The sequence below is a fragment of the Pseudomonas weihenstephanensis genome (assembly GCF_016812185.1).
Taxonomy (GTDB): Bacteria; Pseudomonadota; Gammaproteobacteria; order Pseudomonadales; family Pseudomonadaceae; genus Aquipseudomonas; species Aquipseudomonas weihenstephanensis.
In genome coordinates, this window is sequence record NZ_JAAEBV010000004.1 from 440,885 (window position 1) to 459,269 (window position 18,385).

The window sequence follows — 18,385 nt, forward strand, 5'->3', positions numbered from 1 at the left end:
ATGATTCAACAAGCGGTTTCAGGGATGAGCAAAAAACTTAATCAATCAGGCTGGCGAGCAAGCGCGCGCCAATGCGAGCAGTGCGGTTGTCGATGTCCAGAGCGGGGTTGAGTTCGGCGATGTCGGCCATGCGCAATTTGCCGCTGGCTTTGGCGCGACGCACCAGGTGCTCGACGATCTGCATATCGACCCCATGCGCCGATGGCGCGCTGACGCCCGGCGCCTGACTGGCAGGTAACACGTCCAGGCAAATGGTCATGTACAGGTGATCGACGCCGCTCAGGAAGTCATCCAAAAAGGCTTCAAGGGCAGGCATGTCCCAGCTGTTCATGTGCCGGTCGAGGCGATAACGCACGTTCAGCCGTTGGGCCTGCTCGAACAGGGCCTGGGTGTTGTTCAGTTGGCTAACGCCGAGGCAGCAATAGGCGAACGGCATGTTCGCGCGCTGGCAATACTCGGCAATCTGACGAAAGGGCGTGCCCGAGCTGCTTTGCTCGCTATGGCGCAAGTCAAAGTGCGCGTCAAAATTGAGAATGCCTATACGCGGCGGCGCGGTGTGACAGCGCAGGTGGTCGGCCAGCCCGCTGAAACTGGCGAAGGCGATTTCATGCCCCCCGCCCAGCCCTAGCGGCAGATGGCCTTGTTCCAGCAGGTGGCTGACCAGCGCCGCGTAGGTGTGCTGTGCGCCTTCGAGGTCGCTGCCCGCACATGCCACGTCACCCACGTCGTACAGCGGCGCCGTGCCGTGCCAGGCCAGATTGGCCAGCGCTTTGCGCAAGGCGGGTGGCCCTTGGCGCGCGCCGGTTCGGCCCTGATTGCGTTTCACTCCTTCGTCACAGGCCAGGCCAATCAACGCCGCGCCCGTGGGCAGGCCCGGCGCCAGCGGCTTGATCCATTGGTGCCAGCGCAACGCGCCTTGCCCTTCGGCGGCGTCAATGCGCCCGGTCCACAGGGTCATGTCAGGTACAACGGTCATGCAAAAACTCCCATTACAGTCAGTCCAGTCGGGCGCTCAGGCGCAGGGCTACGTCCTGTGTCCAACGGATCAGGCGCTCGCTGCGCGGGTGTGCGCGAAAGGCCGGGGCCATAAGGCTGATGGCGCCTTGCAGGCGCTGGCGGCTGTCGATCAGCGGGGCACTGACGCCCCAGATGCCATCGTCGATTTCACTCACGCTTACGGCGTAACCCTGCGCCCGGATCGCCACAAAGCTGCGCAGGTAATCGGCGCAGGGTTCGTCTTCGATGCCTTGGCTGTGCAGCAACGCAAGGCTGTGTGCTGGCTCCATATGCGCCAGTAACACTCTGGCCGAAGCGCCCACCAACAACGGCTGGGCCAGGCCTTTTTGGTAACAGCAGCGCAAGGGCTGCGGGCTGTCGACCAGCTCAATGCAAATCGCCTGACCGTTACTGGGAACCATCAGCGCCACGCTTTCCTGGCTCAGCTCGGCCAGGCGCCGGAGTTCAGGCTTGGCCAAGGTGACCAAGACGGCCTCGCGGTCGAATTTTTTCGCCAGTTGCAAACAGGCAGGCCCCGGCAAATAGCGGCCTTGGCCGTTTTCTTCAGCCAGGCCCCAGCGCAGCAGGGTTTTGAGGTGACGATAGGTGCTGCTCAGCGGCTGGCCCAGTTGCTCGGACAAGGCTCGGGCGGAGATGGCCTCGCCCGCTTGCCCCAGCGTGACCAGAATGTGCAGCAGGCGATCCGTTGGCGTGTTGTCGTTCATTATTGGCCCCATGCTCTTGGCTGCATGGTGCACGCAGTTTCTCATTAGCTGAAATACGATTCCCACGCAGTGAGAAAAAGCAGGCAGAAAGTGATCAACGGTCAGTGGCTCACCGTTTTCAAACGCAAAAAAAGGCCGCCATCACGACACGATGGCGGCCCGGGTTGTACTCAGCCGTTCAAGCCGTCCTGGCTTCAGTTGAGTACGGGTGCCCCCATTCTTTCAAGGCGCCGACGGCGGGCTACCAGCAAGCCTGCCGTGACTACAAAAATGCTCAGCAGGCCGGTGGCCATGATCTCGACCCGGTGGCTTTCTTGAAACAGCATGATGGTCAAAATCGCCACGATGAACACGATCACCGCCCAGGTCAGGCCCGGGAAGAGCCACATTTTGAATTCGATTTTCTCCCCCAGCACGGTCCGTTTTTGACGCATGCGCAGTTGCGACACGGCAATCACCAGGTACACCAACAGGGCAATGGCGCCGGAGCTGGCCAGCAAGAATTCAAACACCGCCGAAGGCGCGACATAGTTGGCGAACACCGCCAGGAAGGCTGCGCCGGTGGACATCATCACCGCCCAGTAAGGCGTGCCGCTGGCGTTGGTGCGTTTGGCCACCGCCGGGGCATCGCCCCGCTTGCTCAGGGAGAACAGCATGCGCGAGGAGGTGTAAAGCGCCGAGTTCAGGCAGCTGGTCACAGCAATCAACACCACGATGTCGACGATCAGCTTGGCATTCGGGATGCCCATGCGGTCCAGCACGGTCTGGTAGGAGCCGAACTGTGCCAGGCCGGGGTCGTTCCAGGGCACCAGGGCCACCACGAGGAAGATCGACACCAGATAGAACAGGCCAATGCGCCAGATCACCGAGTTGGTGGCCTTGGTGATTTGCTTGCTCGGGTCTTTGGATTCGGCCGCCGCGATGGTGACGATTTCAGTGCCCATGAACGAGAACATGGTGGTCAACATGGCCGCCAGAACGGCGCCCATGCCGTTGGGCATAAAGCCCACAGTGTCGACCAGGTGCGACACGCCGCTGACCTGGCTGTTGGGCAACAAGCCGAAAATGGCCAACACACCCAAAATAATGAAGCCAATGATCGCCAGCACTTTGACCAGCGCGAACCAGAACTCGAACTCGCCGTAGTTCTTGACGCTGAACAGGTTGGTGGCGGTCAGCAATAAGGTGATGACCAGGGTAAACACCCAAATCGCGGTGTCCGGGAACCACGCATGCAGGATGGTGGCAGCGGCGTTGGCTTCCAGTGGAATCACCAACACCCAGAACCACCAGTACAACCAGCCGATGGTGAACCCGGCCCAGTGCCCGATGGCACGGTCGGCGTAGGTGGAAAACGAACCGGTGTCGGGCGAGGCAACGGCCATTTCGGCCAGCATGCGCATCACCAGTACCACCAGCGTACCGGCGGCCGCGTAGGCCAGCAGCACGGCGGGACCGGCTTGTGCAATCGCGTGGCCGGAGCCTACAAACAAACCGGCGCCGATCACGCCGGCAATCGACAGCATGGTCACATGCCGTGGTTTGAGCCCTTGCTCCAGGTGGTTAGAAGACTGCGTATTGCTCATTGCGACTACCTTTTATTGAAGCCATTCCGAGCACCTGTGTTGACGTTCGTAAAAAGTAACCAACACAGGCGTTTCGAATCCTTGACGCAATAAGTGCGCCAAAATGTGACAAAGTGCCGTTTTACGCGGGCTGCAACGCCGTTCTAAAAAAATCGCGATGGCTTTAGCGCAAGGCTTTCAATCAATTTGTTACCGTAACACTCAGTTACACCCGCCCAAACGCACCAAAATTACTCATTTGTGCCGCACAGGCCCAAAACCGGTGCGCATCTTTGACCTTTAGTAGGTTCGTGCTTCCAACGAGGGGCCAAAACTGGCACCATCGCGACCTTTTTTACGCGATACCTGTCTGGCCGAACGGCGAAACACGGGGTCGGTTGTTGTCTACGCGACAGTCTGCTGTCGCAATGCGACCCACAGCCACCCGTAAGCTTTTTTGTGCCAGTGAGGCAGTTGGTTGCCCTTGCGACCCTATGCTAGCTTGGCCTTCGCCAGGACGGCCGCCCAATAGCAGGATCGCACCCGAACACAATGAGGACCGCACATGGCTTTGGCCACGCCCGCGCTTGAAATCCGCAATTTGCACAAACGCTACGGCGAGCTTGAGGTACTCAAAGGTATCTCGCTGACCGCACGCGACGGCGACGTGATCTCGATCCTGGGTTCTTCCGGTTCCGGTAAGTCGACACTACTGCGCTGCATCAACCTGCTAGAAAACCCGCACGAAGGCCAGATCCTGGTGGCCGGTGAAGAGCTCAAGCTGAAAAAGGCTAAAAATGGCGAGCTGATCGCTGCCGATGGCAAGCAGATCAACCGCATGCGCAGTGAATTGGGTTTTGTGTTTCAAAACTTTAACCTGTGGCCGCACATGAGCATCCTCGACAACATCATCGAGGCGCCGCGCCGCGTGCTGGGGCAAAGCAAAGCCGAGGCCATCGAGGTGGCAGAAGCACTGTTGGCCAAGGTCGGCATCGCTGACAAACGCCATGCCTACCCCTCCGAGCTGTCGGGCGGCCAGCAACAACGTGCCGCCATTGCGCGCACGCTGGCCATGCAACCCAAAGTGATTCTGTTCGATGAACCAACATCGGCACTTGACCCGGAAATGGTCCAGGAAGTACTAAGTGTGATCCGCGCACTCGCCGAGGAAGGCCGCACTATGCTGTTGGTCACCCACGAGATGGGTTTTGCCCGTCAGGTGTCCAGCGAAGTGGTGTTTTTGCACCAGGGCCTGATCGAAGAGCAAGGGTCGCCTGAACAGGTTTTCGATAACCCGGTTTCAGCGCGCTGCAAACAATTCATGTCCAGCAACCGCTAACGGAGCAACACGCATGCAGAACTATAAAAAGCTTCTTCTGGCCGCTGCCGCCACGCTGGTGTTCAGCGCCAACGCCCTGGCTGTGGATAAGTACAAAGTCGGCATTGAAGGGGCTTACCCTCCGTTCAATAACAAAAACGCCAGCGGTGAAGTGGTCGGTTTTGACCCCGATATCGCGATGGCCTTGTGCGCCAAGATGAAAGCCGAGTGCGAAATCGTCACGTCCGATTGGGATGGCATCATCCCGGCACTGAACGCCAAAAAGTACGACTTCATCGTGTCTTCGCTGTCGATCACTGACGAGCGCAAACAGGCCGTCGACTTCACCGACCCGTACTACTCCAACAAGCAGCAGTTCATCGCCCCTAAAAAAGTCGACTTCAAAACAGATGTTGAATCCTTGAAGGGTAAGGCTCTGGGGACCCAGCGTTCGACCCAGGCCGCGACCTGGCTGGATGACAACCTGGGCACTGACGCCACCATCTCGTTGTATGACACTCAGGAAAACGCCTACCTCGACCTGACCTCGGGCCGTGTAGACGCGTTGCTGGCAGACAAGTACGCCAACTTCGACTGGCTCAAAAGCCCGGCGGGCCAGGCCTACGAGTTCAAGGGTGAGCCGGTCAACGAAGACGACAAGGTCGGCATCGCGCTGCGTAAAGGCGACAACGAACTGCGCGCCAAGCTGAACCTGGCCCTCAAGCAGATCGTTGAAGACGGCACGTACAAAAAGATCAACGACAAGTACTTCCCGTTCAGCATCTACTGACCTGCCTGACCGGCGCGCTTTCGGGCGCCGCCGGTCCCTAGCAAAGCCTGCCTAACCCATGACTATCGACTTATACGGATTCGGCCCCGCGCTTGCCGCCGGTGCGCTGATGACCGTCAAACTGGCACTCACTGCGCTGTGTCTGGGCCTTGTGCTCGGGCTGATCGGTGCACTGGCCAAAACCTCGCCCTACAAGCCCGTGCGCTGGCTGGGCGGTGCTTATTCGACGCTGGTACGTGGTGTGCCGGAGCTTTTGTGGGTGTTGCTGATTTACTTCGGCAGCGTGAATGCCGTGCGCGCCCTTGGCGAAGTCATTGGCATGCCCGAGCTGACCCTCAGCGCCTTCGCTGCCGGGGTGATCGCACTGGGCCTGTGCTTTGGCGCCTATGCCACCGAGGTGTTTCGCGGTGCCATTTTGGCCATCCCAAAAGGCCATCGCGAAGCGGGGCTGGCCCTGGGCCTGTCCAAACCGCGTATTTTTACCAAGCTGGTGCTGCCGCAAATGTGGCGCATCGCCCTGCCAGGCTTGGGCAATCTGTTCATGATCCTGATGAAAGACACCGCGCTGGTGTCTGTCATTGGTCTGGAAGAAATCATGCGTCAGGCACAAAACGCCGTGACCTTCGCCAAACACCCGTTCACCTTCTACATGGTGGCCGCCGTGATGTACCTGGGCCTGACCGTATTGGCCATGGGCACGATGCACGTGCTTGAAAAACGCGCGGCGCGCGGCTTCGTGAGGAGAACGTAATGGTGTGGGAACTCTTCCTCAAGTGGCTGCCCAAGCTGATTCAGGGCGCGACCCTGACGCTGGAGCTGACCGCGCTGTCGGTGATTGCCGGTTTGATCGTGGCCATCCCGCTGGGCATCGCCCGCTCGTCCAAGCTGTGGTACGTGCGCTCATTGCCGTACGCGTACATCTTTTTCTTCCGTGGCACGCCCCTGCTGATCCAACTGTTTTTGGTCTATTACGGCCTGGGGCAGTTTGAAGCGGTGCGCGAGAGTGTGTTGTGGCCCTATTTGCGCAGCCCGTTCTGGTGTGCGGTCATCACCATGACCCTGCACACGGCGGCCTACATTGCCGAGATCCTGCGCGGTGCCATTCAGGCCATCCCGCCGGGTGAGATCGAAGCCGCACGCGCGCTGGGCATGTCGCGTTTCAAAACCCTGGTGCATATCGTCATGCCACGCGCTGCGCGCATCGGTCTGCCGGCCTACAGCAACGAAGTGATCCTGATGCTCAAAGCCAGCTCGCTGGCGAGCACCGTGACCTTGCTTGAGCTGACCGGCATGACGCGCACCATCATTGCGCGTACGTATCAGACCGTGGACATGTTCCTGATTGCCGGGATGATCTACCTGGTGATGTCGTTTGTGCTGATTCAGGGCTTCAAACTGCTGGAGCGCTGGTTGCGCGTCGATGCCTGCCAAGGACGGTGAGCCAGGCGTGTTGCGCGGCGAGTCATTGCTCGCCCGCTTCCAGGCACTGGATGCCTTTTTAAGCCAGCACCAGCACCTGTGGCGCCCACGGCCCTTCACTGCGCTGAATATGCCGTGGGAGGCGCACCACCCCGAGCTGGCGCAGTGGTTGCGCCAGCGTTCGTTGCAAGACGCCGAAGCCAGCCACAACCGCCCCTACCATCTGCCCGCCCCGGCGCCGTTCCCTGAATGGGCAGCCACCTCGCACGCCTTAAGCACCGTGGGTGCCTTGACCACGCGGCCCGTTACAAGCGCCCCCCCGCGCCTGCAGGTCGACGTGCCGGGGCGCAAATGGCAACAGATCGAAGCGTTCGCCCAATGCCTGACCTTCACCCGCACGCCCACGCACTGGCTGGACTGGTGCGCAGGCAAAGGCCATCTGGGCCGCCGTTTAGTCAACGAAGCGCAACAACTGACGTGCCTGGAGTACGACCCCGCGCTGATTGAGGCCGGACAGCAACTCAGCCAGCGCCACGCCCTCAATGCCCGGCATGTGCAGCAAGATGTGCTGTTGCCTCAGGCCGCCTCGCAGCTCACGGCCGACATGACCCCGGTCGCGCTACATGCCTGTGGCGACTTGCATGTGCGCTTGCTGCAACTGGCCAGCGCCGCAGGCTGTGGACAACTTGCCCTATCGCCCTGTTGCTACAACCGCATCAGCGCCACGCACTACCAGCCGTTATCCACAGCCGCTCGCGCTTCGGGCTTGAGGTTATCGCGTGACGATCTGAGTTTGCCCATGAACGAAACCGTGACCGCAGGCGAACGGGTACGCCGCCAACGCGACGAGTCGATGGCGCGGCGTTTGGGGTTTGATCTGTGGCAGCGCCACGTGCGGCAGTGTGATGAATACTTATCCACACCCTCATTGCCCAGCACCTGGCTGAACAAGCCATTCGCGCTGTATTGCGAGGCGTTGGCGGCGCTGAAAAACTTATCCACAACCGGCACCGAAGACTGGCCAGCGCTGGAGACGGCGGGATGGCAACGGCTGGCGCAAGTGCGCAATCTGGAGCTGGTACGCGGCCTGTTCAGACGCCCCTTAGAGCTGTGGCTGGTGCTGGATCGGGCGTTATACCTGAGCGAAAACGGCTATGACGTGCAAGTGGGTGAGTTCTGCGACACCCACCTGACGCCGCGCAACCTGATGCTACTGGCGCAGCAACCTGCGAAACCTACGAACCCCGATACGTCGAGAACCCGTAGGGGCTGAGCAGCAGCGGGATGTGGTAATGCTGCTCGACATTTTTCACTTCAAAAATCACCGGGATCTCCGGGAAGAATGTGTCGCGGCCAACCTTTTTGAAATACTCGCCGGTTTTAAACACCACGCGGTATTCGCCTGCCTCCAGGGCCTGTTTGGCCGGGAACAGTTCACTGATTCGTCCTTGTTCGTTGGTCACGCCCTGCGCCAGCGGCTGCCACGTTTGAGCGACGTGTTTTTCCAGGGTCACGTTGACACCCGGCGACGGCAAGCCGTTTTCAAGGTTCAACACATGCACGCTCAAGGGGTTAGCCGCCGCCAGCGCCAGGCTGGACACAGCGCTAAGGCCCACAGCGGCCAAGGTCATGCGTAAAGTTTTCATCGTTCATCCTCCAAGTCATCACAATTAACGCGTAATGGTCAGGCCCAATGCTTGCGCGGCCTGCACTGCACAGGCTTCATCCTGCTCAGCCCCGCCAGCCCCGGCCACGCCCAAGGCACCCACCAACTCGCTGCCTGCAAACAGCGGCACACCGCCGCCCAACAGCAACAGTTCGGGGATGGAATTGAGGTTGGCCGCTTCAGGGTTATTGCGTGCCCGTTCGGCAAACAATCGGGTCGGGGTTTTGGTCGACAGCGCGGTATAGGCTTTGCGCTGACTGGCCAATAAGTTATGTGGCCCCACGGTTTCCGGGCGCAGGGCCACCAACGTATTGCCACCGCGATCCAGCACGCTTAACGCGCCGGTGCAGTGCTGCAACGTGGCATCGGCCAATTGCCGCGCCGTGCTCAAATCAAGATCGGCATGGCGCACCAGTGTGGGCGCGGCATGGGCCGTGACGGCGAGCGTCATGGCAACGCCTGACAGCAAGGTTTTCAGCATCATGGGCAAGCTCCTGAACGAATGAGGCCACCTTAACGGCTGCACCTCGTCAGAACCCCGTCAGTTGGATTACAAGTTTGTAATAGGCAATGCCCGCGAAGGCGCCTAGCCTGTGCAGACGAATGATTGAGGTGTGCGATGCGTTTGTTAGTGGTGGAAGACGAAGCCAAGACCGCCGATTTTTTGGCCAAGGGCCTCAAAGAGTCAGGCTTTGCGGTGGATGTCGCGCTGAATGGTCTGGACGGGCGTTATTTTATTGAGCAGCAAGACTACGACCTGATCATCCTCGACGTGATGCTGCCGGGGCTTAACGGCTGGCAATTGCTGCAATTGATTCGCCAGCGCGGTGCGACACCGGTGCTGTTTCTGACCGCCAAAGATGCCATCGAAGACCGCGTGCGCGGGCTTGAACTGGGTGCTGACGATTACTTGCTCAAACCCTTCGCCTTCGCCGAACTGCTGGCCCGCGTGCGCACCTTGTTGCGCCGTGGCCCCATGCGTGAAGCCGAGTCTTACAGCATCGCCGACCTAGAAATCGACGTACTGCGCCGCCGTGTCAGCCGGGGCGGTCAGCGCATCAGCCTGACCAATAAAGAATTCGCCCTGTTGCAGTTGCTCGCCAGCCGTCAAGGCGAAGTGCTGTCGCGCACCTTGATCGCCTCCCAGGTGTGGAACCTCAATTTCGACAGCGACACCAACATGGTCGAAGTCGCGGTGCGCCGCCTGCGCTCCAAAGTCGACGACCCGTACATGCCAAAACTTATCCACACCGTGCGCGGCGTGGGTTATCAACTCGAAGCCGCGGATGAGTAAATCCATTGCCTGGCGTCTGGCACTGGCGATTGCGCTGACCTGCGCGCTGGTCCTGAGTGTGATCGGGGTATTTCTGTACCGCTCGCTGGCCGCGGAGCTGGCGTTTCGCGACGATCAGGCCCTGCTCGGGCGCCTGGAGCAGATGCGTGCGTTGTTGCATGACAGCGACAGCCTCACGGCCCTGCAAGCGCGCCCGCGCCTGTATCAGAACATGCTGGGCAATCAGGACAGCGTGCTGGTGGTCAAACGTCAGGACGCCAGTCAGGTCATCGCCATCAACCCGCACCGGCAAGTCCTGCCGCAGGTGCAGCCCATTGCTCTGGACCGGGCGCCTGCGCGGGACGACATCCAGACCCTCGACTCGCTGGCCTTGCTCGCCGGTAGGGCACAAGGCCCGGCGGGCGAACGCTTGAGCATCATCGTGGGCAAACGCCTGGATGAGCGCGAACACATTCTCGCCAGCTATCGCCTGCGTTTATACGCAGCGGTGATCCTGGGCGGGTTGCTGGCGTGGGGGCTGGGCTGGTTGTTATTACGTCGCGGGCTGCGACCGTTGCGCGAGCTAACGCAGGCCATGCGCGGCATCAACCCGCGCAGCCTCGACCAGCGCATGCCTGTGGATAACGTGCCCACTGAACTCAAAGAACCGCTCCAGGCGCTCAACGCCATGCTCATGCGCCTTGAAGGTAGCTTTGAGCGACTGTCGCAGTTCTCGGCCGACCTGGCCCATGAAATCCGTACACCGCTGCACAACTTGCTGGGCAGCAACAGCCTGGCGCTGAACCAGTCGCGCAGCCCGGCCGAGTATCAGGACGTATTGGCGTCGAACATCGAAGAATACGAACGCCTGAATCGCATGGCTGAAAACCTGATGTTTTTGGCCCGGGCCGAACACGGCCAACGCCCGCTGAACCTGCAATCACTGAACCTGCGTGAGATGGGCGACGAACTGTGCGACTACTTCGAAGCCTTGGCCGAAGACCGTCAGCTACGCCTGGGCAACCAACTGCATGGATCGCTGACGGCCGACCTGCACCTGCTACAACGGGCGCTGAGCAACCTGATGGCCAATGCCGTGCGCCATGCACAAGCGGGTTCAAACGTGCAATTAATCAGCCGCAGCGATCCCCATCATCAGTGGGTGGGCGTGCATAACATCGGCCCAGCGATTGACCCGCAACACCTGGATAAACTGTTCGACCGTTTCTACCGGGTTGATCCCTCACGGGCAGCACCGGGTGATTCGGGCGGGCTGGGTTTAGCCATCGTGCGCTCGATTATGCAACTGCATGGCGGCGACGTAGAGGTGCGCAGCGACGCTCAAGGCACCGTGTTTGAATTAAGGTTTTTACGCCAACCTGCAAGCCCGTCGAACGCCTGCTGAAAGACTTCGAAAAATAGTCTGTTATCAGGGGTTTACAAGCTCAAACATCCGGGTATACTCGTCGCCCATAACGCCGGTATAGCTCAGTTGGTAGAGCAACTGACTTGTAATCAGTAGGTCCCGAGTTCGACTCTTGGTGCCGGCACCATACGCAACACCGAAAGAGGCTCACCGCAAGGTGGGCCTTTTTTGTTTCTGGGGTTTAAGTCCTGATGGGCAACGGCTATGTTTGTCAGCACGGCTTACATCTGAGCAGCAATGCGATGTAGTGCAGGTTTCTATCTCGGGGACATTATGCTCAAGCAGCTCAACATGCTCCGCGAGCTGGAAATATTGCTGGCCGACAAGCCGCTCGACACCGCCTTCTTTGGCCTGCATGCCGGTGACAACGGCATTACTGTGCAACAAGGCGCCAGCCTTTATGACATCGGCGACATCACCGCCCTGGAAGAAAGTCTTCAGCAATCCGACCGCTATCTGGCGCTGGAGGATTAAGCCTGCCGGTACTGGATGTCGACGGCTTGACCTTCACCTTCCCCGCCACATGGCAAGCCAGCAAGTTTGATGAATGGGCCTTTTACAGGCAACACTTCCTCAAACTGCGCGATCACTTGCAAGCCGTGGACATTCTGGTGCTATCGCCAGACCAAATAGCCTTTATGGTGGAAGTCAAAGACTACCGCCATCCTGAGGCTGGCAAGCCTTCAGCGTTAGCAGAAACCATCGTCAATAAAGTCTTATGCACCTTGGCTGCGCTGCTTCCCGCCAGGCTGCATGCCAACACGCCCATCGATGAAAAAAACATGAGCAGTGCTGTGCTGCGTTGTGAAAGGCTCCAGGTCATTGTTCATATAGAACAACCGGCTGCCCGCCCACCACGCGTCGATCTCGCCGATCTAAAGCAAAAACTCAAAAGCAAACTGCGCGCCATAGACGCTCACCCAAAGATAGTGAGCATGGCCAAACCTCTTGCAATGGCCTGGCACGTAAGCTGATGGCGCATTTCCATGTCCAGCGCAGGCCAGTCGGGCTGCCCCGTTCAGCGGGCTGCTTGGCGGCGTAAATCCAGCACCATCAAAGGTGTGCGCAACTCACGAAGCGGCGTTCTGCGGTGTAGGCGGCCGCCAAACGGTTCAGTGCCGTATTGGCAGCAGCGGCCAGAGGCTGAATTTCGCTCACTTTTCACCTTTGCGCGGCTTGATCCACGCGCCCCCCCAAGGCCGCAGAAGATGGTTATCGCCATTCAATAGTGTTAATTAGCCATCACCTCCTTTACTATTCCCGCGCTTTTATGCGTGGCGCTTGGCCATCATCCGGCACAGAAAAGATCACGCATGGAAGCGCCTGGATTATCAGCCGATGTTTAAGGAAGAATTTGTGTCCCCTGTTCTATTCCGTAAAAGCCTGCTTGCCCTCGCCATCACCACCTGCGCCCTGCCTGTTTACGCGCAAACGCTGCAACTGACCGATGCGGGCCTGACCCTTGAGCGCCAGCAGTTCAGCGATAACGTCGAAATCACCGGCGCGATGAATCACACCCAACGCGATGCCGAAGCGATTCACGTGCTGGGGTCGGACTTCGCCAAAGACCTGGTGTTCAACGCCACCATCACCTCCAGCAACAGCTCGGGGGGCGGCATCGACATGGACAGTTGGTACAACCCGAACCCTTCGAACGGGGACGTGGCCTGGGCCAACAATACGATCGGCGGCAACCTGATCAACAAAGGCAGCATCAGCTCCCAAGGCAACGGTTCCACCGGTTGGTTGATCGACCCGGCCGTGGTCGGCGGTGATGTGATCAACGCAGGCTTGGTGAGCGCCAAGGGCGATCCTGAGGTGGGCGTGGATTATCGCGACGTAAGCCGTGCCGTCTATATTTCCGGCTCGACGCACATTAAAGGCGATTTCAAAAACACCGCTTCGGGCCAGATCATCGCCCAAGGCACTGACGCCAAAGCCCTGCAAATGGAAGGCGGCCAACTCGACGGACGCCTGATCAACAACGGCCTGATTCAGGTGACCGGTGAAGGCAGCACGGCCATCGACGTGACCAGCTCCGAACGCTGGAACGGCGTGAATAACATCAATGACCGCGCCGACGTGCGCGGCATCGAGAACAACGGCACCCTCATTGCCACTGGCGAAGATGCAGAAGGCATCCGTGCCGATGGCGTGAGCTTTGCCAGCGAAGACGCGCACATCGTCAACAATGGCCTGATTCAGGCGCAAGACGCTGCCATTGTGATCGGCGGTTTCGACATTGATGGTGCCCATCAGGGCGGCGCGCTGCGCGTGGTCAACAACGGCACCCTGGTGTCGCAAGACGAAGCCGTAGACGCTTCGGAAAGCGACGGCCGGGTGTTCTTGACCCTGGGTGACGGCAGCAAGACCACCGGTAACCTGATCGACCTGAGCCTGATCGAAGTAAGCGGCAATGCCGCGTTCACCGGCACCGACACCACTGCCGATGGCGCCAATATCCGCATGAAAAATGGCGGCTGGATGGATGTCGGCAGCCAGGCGGCGCCCGCGCACCTGGACCTCGGCCTGCCCCACACCACGCTGGATGGCAACCTGTACGTGGCAGGCAACTCCTCGTTGGGCCTGAACCTGAGCAGCGCCACCGACGCCAACCGCGCGGTACTGGCCGTGAGCGGCACAGCTGAATTCGGCAAGGGTTCGCAGATTCAACTGGCCGCCAAAGGCAACGACTTCCGCGCCGATGGCACCACCTACACGCTGGTTCAAGCCAAAGACCTGCAAGACAACGGCCTGACGGTCACTAGCAGCTCTTCGTTGCTCAATGTCGACAGCTACGTGGTTGAGAACAACCAGATCGTGAGCAAAGTCACCGCCAAAGGCGCGGCTGAAGTGGGCAACGTCATCGCTGACATCGGCGGCTCGCACAACGCGCAGCAAGCTGGCGCCGCCTTCACCGAAGTCACCCGCCAACTGGCACAGTTGAGCCCGCAAGACCCGTTGTTCCAGCACTACGTCAACGCCTCGAACAACCCTGAAGCGTTGAAAAAACTGGCCGAGCAACTGGCACCTGAAGTCAACGGCGGCGCGACGCAAGCTGCGACCACCAGCCAATCGTTGATCAGCAACGTGACGGGCAACCGTACCGGCGGCGGTCGCGGCCTGTCTTCCGGTGACACCCTGAAAGACACCGGCGTATGGGTGCAAACCCTGTACAGCGACGCCAATCAGGGTATGCGTGATGGCGTGGCCGGGTTCAATGCCTACAGCCGCGGTATCGCGGTCGGCGCTGACGGCAAGGTCAACGATCAACTGACCCTGGGTCTGGCGTACAGCTACCTGAACACCGATGTGAACGGCAAGGCGGGCAGCAAAACCGAAGTCGATAGCCACGCGTTCACGCTGTACGGCGGTTTCGAGCAAGGCAACTACTTCGTTGACGCGGCGCTGACCTACGGCATGAACGACAACGACAGCCAGCGCACCATCGGTAACACCAAGGCCAAGGCCGATTACGACAGCAACCTGTTCGGCGTGAACCTGGTCGGCGGTTACACCTACCACATCACCCCCGACCTGCTGATCGAACCTCGCGTCGCCGCCCGCTACAGCCTGGTCGACATCGATGGCTACCGCGAAAAAGGCTCCTCGGCAGCGCTCAAAGTCAAAGACCAGCGCTACGAAGTGGCTGAACTGGGCGCAGGCTTTCGTGTAGCGGCCAGCTACCCGCTGGGCCAAGGCACCCTCACCCCGCAAGCCAAACTGATGGCCTTCCACGACTTTGCGGCAGACGAAGCCAGCAGCACCTCGACGTTCACCCTCGGCAACACGCCGTTCGTGACCAGCGGTGCCAAAGCCGTGCGCAACAGCTACGAAGCCGGCATCGGCGCCGACTACCGTCTGGGCGCTGTGACCGTGGGCCTGAACTACGACTACGTCGGCAAATCAGGTTTCGACGCCGACACCTTCTCGGCCAAAGTGCGTTACGACTTCTGATGACCCGTACCGACCTCAACCCGCACTCGCGGGTTGGCGTCTGGCTGCAAGGCTTGGCGCTGTTGATCAGCGCCTTGCTCAGCGGCTGCCAGTCGCCGCTGCAAGCGTTGCAGGATCAAGCCTTGATCCGGCATCAACACCTTGAAGTTATCCACACCCCCACTTTCCCGCTGATGCTGGGCATGCCTTCGCCAGCACCGGTCTCACCGCGCCTTCGGGTTTATCTGGAAGGTGACGGCCATGCATGGGCCACGTCCCGTCAACCCAGTCTGGACCCCAGCCCACTCAATCTGATGATGGCCAAACTGGCCTTCAGCGACCCCACGCCCAGTGTGTACCTGGCGCGCCCGTGTCAGTTTGTCAGCAGCCAAGCCTGCACACCGCTGATGTGGACCGACCGGCGTTTCAGCCCCGAAGTCCTGGCGAGCCTCGATCACGCGCTGGATCAAATCAAAGCACGGCTGGGCAATCAGGACTTTGAGCTGGTGGGCTATTCGGGTGGCGCGGCGTTGGCGTTATTGCTCGCCTCCCGACGCGATGACATTGCGCAAGTGCAAACCCTGGCCGGCAATCTAAGCCCGCGCCAATGGGTGGCGCTGCACGACCTGCGCCCGTTGACCGGTTCGCTGGAGCCACTGGATGAACGCCAGCGTCTGGCGCAAGTGAAGCAGCGTCATTTTGTCGGCAGCGAAGACCGGGTGGTGCCGCCCCCGTTACTCGACCGCTACCGGCGCGCACTCGGTGAGGCGCGCTGCGTGCAGTCTATCGTGGTACCCGGCGCCCGCCACGGCGAAGGGCTGGAGCAGGCATGGCGCACGTGGCGCAATCAACCCCTCGTGTGCCAACCCTGAACGGCGCATGCAAAAACGCCCCGACCGGTGATCCGGCTCGGGGCGTTTTTCGTTCAGCTGTCCGGCCTGTTCAACAGGCCGGTGGCATCAGAACACGTTGATCGGGTAATCAACGAACACGCGCAACTCGTTACCTTCTTTGTTGTACTTGTCGGCGTTGTTCGACACGCGCAACCAGGAACCGCGAACCCGCACGCTCAAGTCTTTAACCGGGCCGCTTTGTACAACGTACTTGGCCTGGTTGTAGATTTCGCGCTCGGTGCCACGGCCACGGTCGGAACCGTCGTCGATGTTGCTGCCGCGCACGTAGGCGATGTTGTAGGTCAGGCCCGGAATGCCCACGGCACCGAAGTCAAAACCATAACCGGCTTGCCACGAACGTTCGTCCTTGGCGTTGAAGTCAGACCAGTAGGAGTTGGCCAGCAAGATGGTGTTGCCACCGTCACCCACGCCGCCCGCGTTGCGGTAGCCGCCGTACGGGTAGCCGATTTCACCGGTGCTTTGCTGGTACGCCAGGATCAGCGAGTGAGCGCCAAACGCGTAAGTGGTCGCCAGGCTCCAGATCTTGTTGTCCTGGCCGTCGACTTCCAGCACGTCGCGCGCGTAGTCGGAGTTGACGTGGGTGCGGTAGCCATTGAAGTCAAACTTCAGCGACTGTTTGTCTTGCAGTGGCAGCACGTAGGTCATGCCCAGGTATTGCTTGCGCAGCACGTCTTCCATGTCGGAGGCGTACAGCGAGGCCGAGAAATTGTCGGTGAACTTGTAGCTGCCGCCGAACACGTTGATGCTTTTCAGGTCGCCGCTGTCACGGGCCTCAGCACTCTTGCGCGACTCCGCCGTGAAGCGACCGACGTTGATTTCCAGGCCGTCGATTTCTTTGGAGGTCAGCAAGGTGCCGGTGAAGCTTTCTGGCATCAGACGCGAGCTGTCATACATCAGCACCGGCAGCTCAGGCATTTGGTCACCGTACTTGAGCACGGTGTTAGAGATGCGGAACTTGACCGCAGCGCCCGCTTTGGCAATGTCTTTGGCCGCTTTGCCGCTATCGCCCACTTTGAAGAAGTCGATACCGCCCGCGCCGCTGAGGTTACCCTCGCTGCCCAAACGCAGTGCGTAGATGCCGAATGCATCCACACCCACACCCACGGTGCCCTGAGTGAAACCGGAGGTGAACGTACCGAGGAAGCCTTGGCCCCACTCAGCTTTACGGTCCACACCGTTTTTGTAGTCACGGCTAATGTAGGCGTTACGCGCCAGCACATTCAGATGGCTGTCTTCTACAAAGCCTTTTGCGTCAGCTTGATCGTTAGCCATGGCCTGGGTAGCACTGAGTACGCCCAAAGCGAGAAGACCTATCCGTTTGTTCAACATATTATTTTCCTTATTGCTGGATAAAGGCGCGCTGTGGGTTTCAAGCTGAAACATTGAGTGGTGGTTGCTTCACATAAACAAAAAAGGCCGACATGAGGGTTTCATGCTGGCCTTTCAAAGAGTTGGTGTATGGCTTAGCACCACAGGCGTTGGCTGGAATCCTAGCCGCCGTTACATCTTGGTGTCAATTTGATGAAACTTCTTTGATCTTCCAATGTCTGGCGCAGGCTTGACCCTCGCATCAGCATTACGCATCACAGCCCGTCGGGCCGCAGGCGGGCGACGGGTTGGCAGCGTCATTGCCCGGGGTCGCGTCCTGTTGTCGCAGCCAGGCTGCAAACGCCTCGGGCTTGCCCAACCAAGGGTTCAAATCGACCACTTGGTACTGCCCCGCACGCTCCAGCACCAGTGTGGGAAACCCTTGCCCGCCAACCTGCGCCAACATCCCGCGACTGGCCTTGAAGTGTGCCTGCGTGGGCGCTCCGTTGACCGCGTCATAGGCCGCTAAAAACTCATCGGCTTGCAGGCCCATTTCTGCGGCCACAGCCATCAGCACATCTTCATCCGCAATGCGTCGGCCTTCGACGTAGTGCGCGGTCTGCAAGCGCCCCAGCAGTTCAAGGCCGCGGCCTGCCAACTGTTCAGCCGCCAGCACCGCCGTGGTCGGCGGGGCCGAGTCAAACACCGCCGTGGTGTCACGCAGCAAGCCTTCAAAGTACGCCTGGCCGAAGGGCTGGCCGGTGTATTGGGCAATGCGCCGGTCGTGCGGCATCACATAGTCACGCAATTGCGCTGACACCGGGCGCCGGTGCGCGCCGGTCATCATCCCGCCGCCATGACCCACCACGGGCAAGGTCTGGCGGGCTGCGTCGATCAAGGGCTTGGCGCCGTAGCACCATCCGCACAAAGGGTCGTAAATGTAATGCAAGGTTGTAACAGCGGTCATGAACAGTTCCGAGAGGGAGAGGTAAAAACAGCACGCAGACTAGCGCCGCAGAAGGCCCAGAAAAACGCTGGAATCCTGTTTA

At 59.9% G+C, this 18,385-nt stretch carries 18 protein-coding genes and 1 tRNA gene; 12 read left to right on the forward strand and 7 right to left on the reverse strand.

Features of this window, described 5'->3' with window-relative positions; all coding sequences use genetic code 11:
• Window positions 1-37: 37 nt before the first annotated feature.
• The 3 genes from hutG to gabP form a co-directional block, all read right to left on the reverse strand.
• Window positions 38-976 (reverse strand): formimidoylglutamase, encoded by a 939-nt coding sequence (gene hutG / locus GYN01_RS15510; protein ID WP_048364638.1) that lies wholly within the window; start codon window positions 974-976, stop codon window positions 38-40.
• 19 nt (window positions 977-995) lie between these two features.
• On the reverse strand, window positions 996-1,721 hold the full coding sequence (locus tag GYN01_RS15515; RefSeq protein ID WP_048400721.1) for an IclR family transcriptional regulator: 726 nt from the start codon (window positions 1,719-1,721) through the stop codon (window positions 996-998).
• A 194-nt stretch (window positions 1,722-1,915) separates the two neighbouring features.
• Entirely contained in the window at window positions 1,916-3,307 is a 1,392-nt protein-coding gene (gene gabP, locus GYN01_RS15520) for a GABA permease (RefSeq protein WP_048364640.1), read from the reverse strand.
• 544 nt (window positions 3,308-3,851) lie between these two features.
• On the opposite strand from gabP, the gene GYN01_RS15525 reads away from it, so the two are divergent.
• Genes GYN01_RS15525 through GYN01_RS15545 form a run of 5 tightly spaced genes read left to right on the forward strand, consistent with a single transcriptional unit; the run spans window position 3,852 to window position 8,086 of the window.
• Complete coding sequence (locus GYN01_RS15525) at window positions 3,852-4,625, forward strand: ABC transporter ATP-binding protein (protein WP_048364641.1); 774 nt, start codon at window positions 3,852-3,854, stop codon at window positions 4,623-4,625.
• 13 nt (window positions 4,626-4,638) lie between these two features.
• Window positions 4,639-5,394, forward strand: coding sequence for an ABC transporter substrate-binding protein (locus tag GYN01_RS15530; protein ID WP_048364642.1), 756 nt, complete (start codon window positions 4,639-4,641; stop codon window positions 5,392-5,394).
• Window positions 5,395-5,452: 58 nt separating this feature from the next.
• Window positions 5,453-6,145: an ABC transporter permease gene (locus tag GYN01_RS15535; RefSeq protein ID WP_048364643.1), complete on the forward strand. Its 693-nt coding sequence runs from the start codon at window positions 5,453-5,455 to the stop codon at window positions 6,143-6,145.
• The gene (locus GYN01_RS15540) at window positions 6,145-6,834 is read left to right on the forward strand and encodes an ABC transporter permease (RefSeq protein ID WP_048364644.1); all 690 of its coding nucleotides are present in this window, start codon (window positions 6,145-6,147) and stop codon (window positions 6,832-6,834) included. The genes GYN01_RS15535 and GYN01_RS15540 overlap by 1 nt, the downstream gene beginning before the upstream one ends.
• Window positions 6,815-8,086, forward strand: coding sequence for a methyltransferase (locus tag GYN01_RS15545; protein WP_203307405.1), 1,272 nt, complete (start codon window positions 6,815-6,817; stop codon window positions 8,084-8,086). Before GYN01_RS15540 ends, GYN01_RS15545 begins: the two co-directional genes overlap by 20 nt.
• On the opposite strand, the gene uraH is transcribed toward GYN01_RS15545, so the two are convergent.
• Together uraH and GYN01_RS15555 are read right to left on the reverse strand one after the other, a co-directional pair.
• A complete protein-coding gene (gene uraH / locus GYN01_RS15550; RefSeq protein ID WP_048364646.1) occupies window positions 8,049-8,459 on the reverse strand; it encodes a hydroxyisourate hydrolase in 411 nt (136 codons plus the stop codon). The genes GYN01_RS15545 and uraH overlap by 38 nt on opposite strands.
• A 24-nt stretch (window positions 8,460-8,483) precedes the next feature.
• Window positions 8,484-8,963 carry a GlcG/HbpS family heme-binding protein gene (locus GYN01_RS15555; protein ID WP_048364647.1) on the reverse strand — a complete coding sequence of 160 codons (480 nt, stop codon included), beginning with the start codon at window positions 8,961-8,963 and terminating at the stop codon, window positions 8,484-8,486.
• A gap of 135 nt (window positions 8,964-9,098) precedes the next feature.
• Between GYN01_RS15555 and GYN01_RS15560 the strand changes: the two genes are divergently transcribed.
• The 7 genes from GYN01_RS15560 to GYN01_RS15590 all read left to right on the forward strand — a co-directional run bounded on the left by GYN01_RS15560 (window position 9,099) and on the right by GYN01_RS15590 (window position 15,986).
• A complete protein-coding gene (locus tag GYN01_RS15560; RefSeq protein ID WP_048364648.1) occupies window positions 9,099-9,773 on the forward strand; it encodes a heavy metal response regulator transcription factor in 675 nt (224 codons plus the stop codon).
• Window positions 9,766-11,157 carry a heavy metal sensor histidine kinase gene (locus tag GYN01_RS15565; protein WP_203307406.1) on the forward strand — a complete coding sequence of 464 codons (1,392 nt, stop codon included), beginning with the start codon at window positions 9,766-9,768 and terminating at the stop codon, window positions 11,155-11,157. Before GYN01_RS15560 ends, GYN01_RS15565 begins: the two co-directional genes overlap by 8 nt.
• Before the next feature lie 72 nt (window positions 11,158-11,229).
• Window positions 11,230-11,305: transfer RNA gene (locus GYN01_RS15570), tRNA-Thr, on the forward strand.
• A 146-nt stretch (window positions 11,306-11,451) separates the two neighbouring features.
• Window positions 11,452-11,652, forward strand: coding sequence for a hypothetical protein (locus GYN01_RS15575; RefSeq protein WP_203307407.1), 201 nt, complete (start codon window positions 11,452-11,454; stop codon window positions 11,650-11,652).
• A gap of 26 nt (window positions 11,653-11,678) precedes the next feature.
• A complete protein-coding gene (locus GYN01_RS15580; protein WP_203307408.1) occupies window positions 11,679-12,152 on the forward strand; it encodes a hypothetical protein in 474 nt (157 codons plus the stop codon).
• A gap of 382 nt (window positions 12,153-12,534) precedes the next feature.
• Window positions 12,535-15,135 (forward strand): autotransporter family protein, encoded by a 2,601-nt coding sequence (locus GYN01_RS15585; protein WP_053076021.1) that lies wholly within the window; start codon window positions 12,535-12,537, stop codon window positions 15,133-15,135.
• Window positions 15,135-15,986 (forward strand): alpha/beta hydrolase, encoded by an 852-nt coding sequence (locus GYN01_RS15590; protein ID WP_203307409.1) that lies wholly within the window; start codon window positions 15,135-15,137, stop codon window positions 15,984-15,986. The genes GYN01_RS15585 and GYN01_RS15590 overlap by 1 nt, the downstream gene beginning before the upstream one ends.
• Before the next feature lie 87 nt (window positions 15,987-16,073).
• Here the strand turns inward: GYN01_RS15590 and GYN01_RS15595 are convergent, their stop codons facing one another.
• Together GYN01_RS15595 and GYN01_RS15600 are read right to left on the reverse strand one after the other, a co-directional pair.
• Window positions 16,074-17,357, reverse strand: a complete 1,284-nt coding sequence (locus GYN01_RS15595) for an OprD family porin (RefSeq protein WP_048364660.1) — start codon at window positions 17,355-17,357, stop codon at window positions 16,074-16,076.
• Window positions 17,358-17,604: 247 nt separating this feature from the next.
• A complete protein-coding gene (locus GYN01_RS15600) occupies window positions 17,605-18,303 on the reverse strand; it encodes a DsbA family protein (RefSeq protein WP_203307410.1) in 699 nt (232 codons plus the stop codon).
• Window positions 18,304-18,385: the final 82 nt, after the last annotated feature.

Coding starts and splice junctions, on each gene's coding strand:
- hutG (WP_048364638.1), bottom strand. CDS start 976: ATGACCGTTGTACCTGACATGACCCTGTGGACCGGGCGCATTGACGCC.
- GYN01_RS15515 (WP_048400721.1), bottom strand. CDS start 1,721: ATGAACGACAACACGCCAACGGATCGCCTGCTGCACATTCTGGTCACG.
- gabP (WP_048364640.1), bottom strand. CDS start 3,307: ATGAGCAATACGCAGTCTTCTAACCACCTGGAGCAAGGGCTCAAACCA.
- GYN01_RS15525 (WP_048364641.1), top strand. CDS start 3,852: ATGGCTTTGGCCACGCCCGCGCTTGAAATCCGCAATTTGCACAAACGC.
- GYN01_RS15530 (WP_048364642.1), top strand. CDS start 4,639: ATGCAGAACTATAAAAAGCTTCTTCTGGCCGCTGCCGCCACGCTGGTG.
- GYN01_RS15535 (WP_048364643.1), top strand. CDS start 5,453: ATGACTATCGACTTATACGGATTCGGCCCCGCGCTTGCCGCCGGTGCG.
- GYN01_RS15540 (WP_048364644.1), top strand. CDS start 6,145: ATGGTGTGGGAACTCTTCCTCAAGTGGCTGCCCAAGCTGATTCAGGGC.
- GYN01_RS15545 (WP_203307405.1), top strand. CDS start 6,815: ATGCCTGCCAAGGACGGTGAGCCAGGCGTGTTGCGCGGCGAGTCATTG.
- uraH (WP_048364646.1), bottom strand. CDS start 8,459: ATGAAAACTTTACGCATGACCTTGGCCGCTGTGGGCCTTAGCGCTGTG.
- GYN01_RS15555 (WP_048364647.1), bottom strand. CDS start 8,963: ATGATGCTGAAAACCTTGCTGTCAGGCGTTGCCATGACGCTCGCCGTC.
- GYN01_RS15560 (WP_048364648.1), top strand. CDS start 9,099: ATGCGTTTGTTAGTGGTGGAAGACGAAGCCAAGACCGCCGATTTTTTG.
- GYN01_RS15565 (WP_203307406.1), top strand. CDS start 9,766: ATGAGTAAATCCATTGCCTGGCGTCTGGCACTGGCGATTGCGCTGACC.
- GYN01_RS15575 (WP_203307407.1), top strand. CDS start 11,452: ATGCTCAAGCAGCTCAACATGCTCCGCGAGCTGGAAATATTGCTGGCC.
- GYN01_RS15590 (WP_203307409.1), top strand. CDS start 15,135: ATGACCCGTACCGACCTCAACCCGCACTCGCGGGTTGGCGTCTGGCTG.
- GYN01_RS15595 (WP_048364660.1), bottom strand. CDS start 17,357: ATGTTGAACAAACGGATAGGTCTTCTCGCTTTGGGCGTACTCAGTGCT.
- GYN01_RS15600 (WP_203307410.1), bottom strand. CDS start 18,303: ATGACCGCTGTTACAACCTTGCATTACATTTACGACCCTTTGTGCGGA.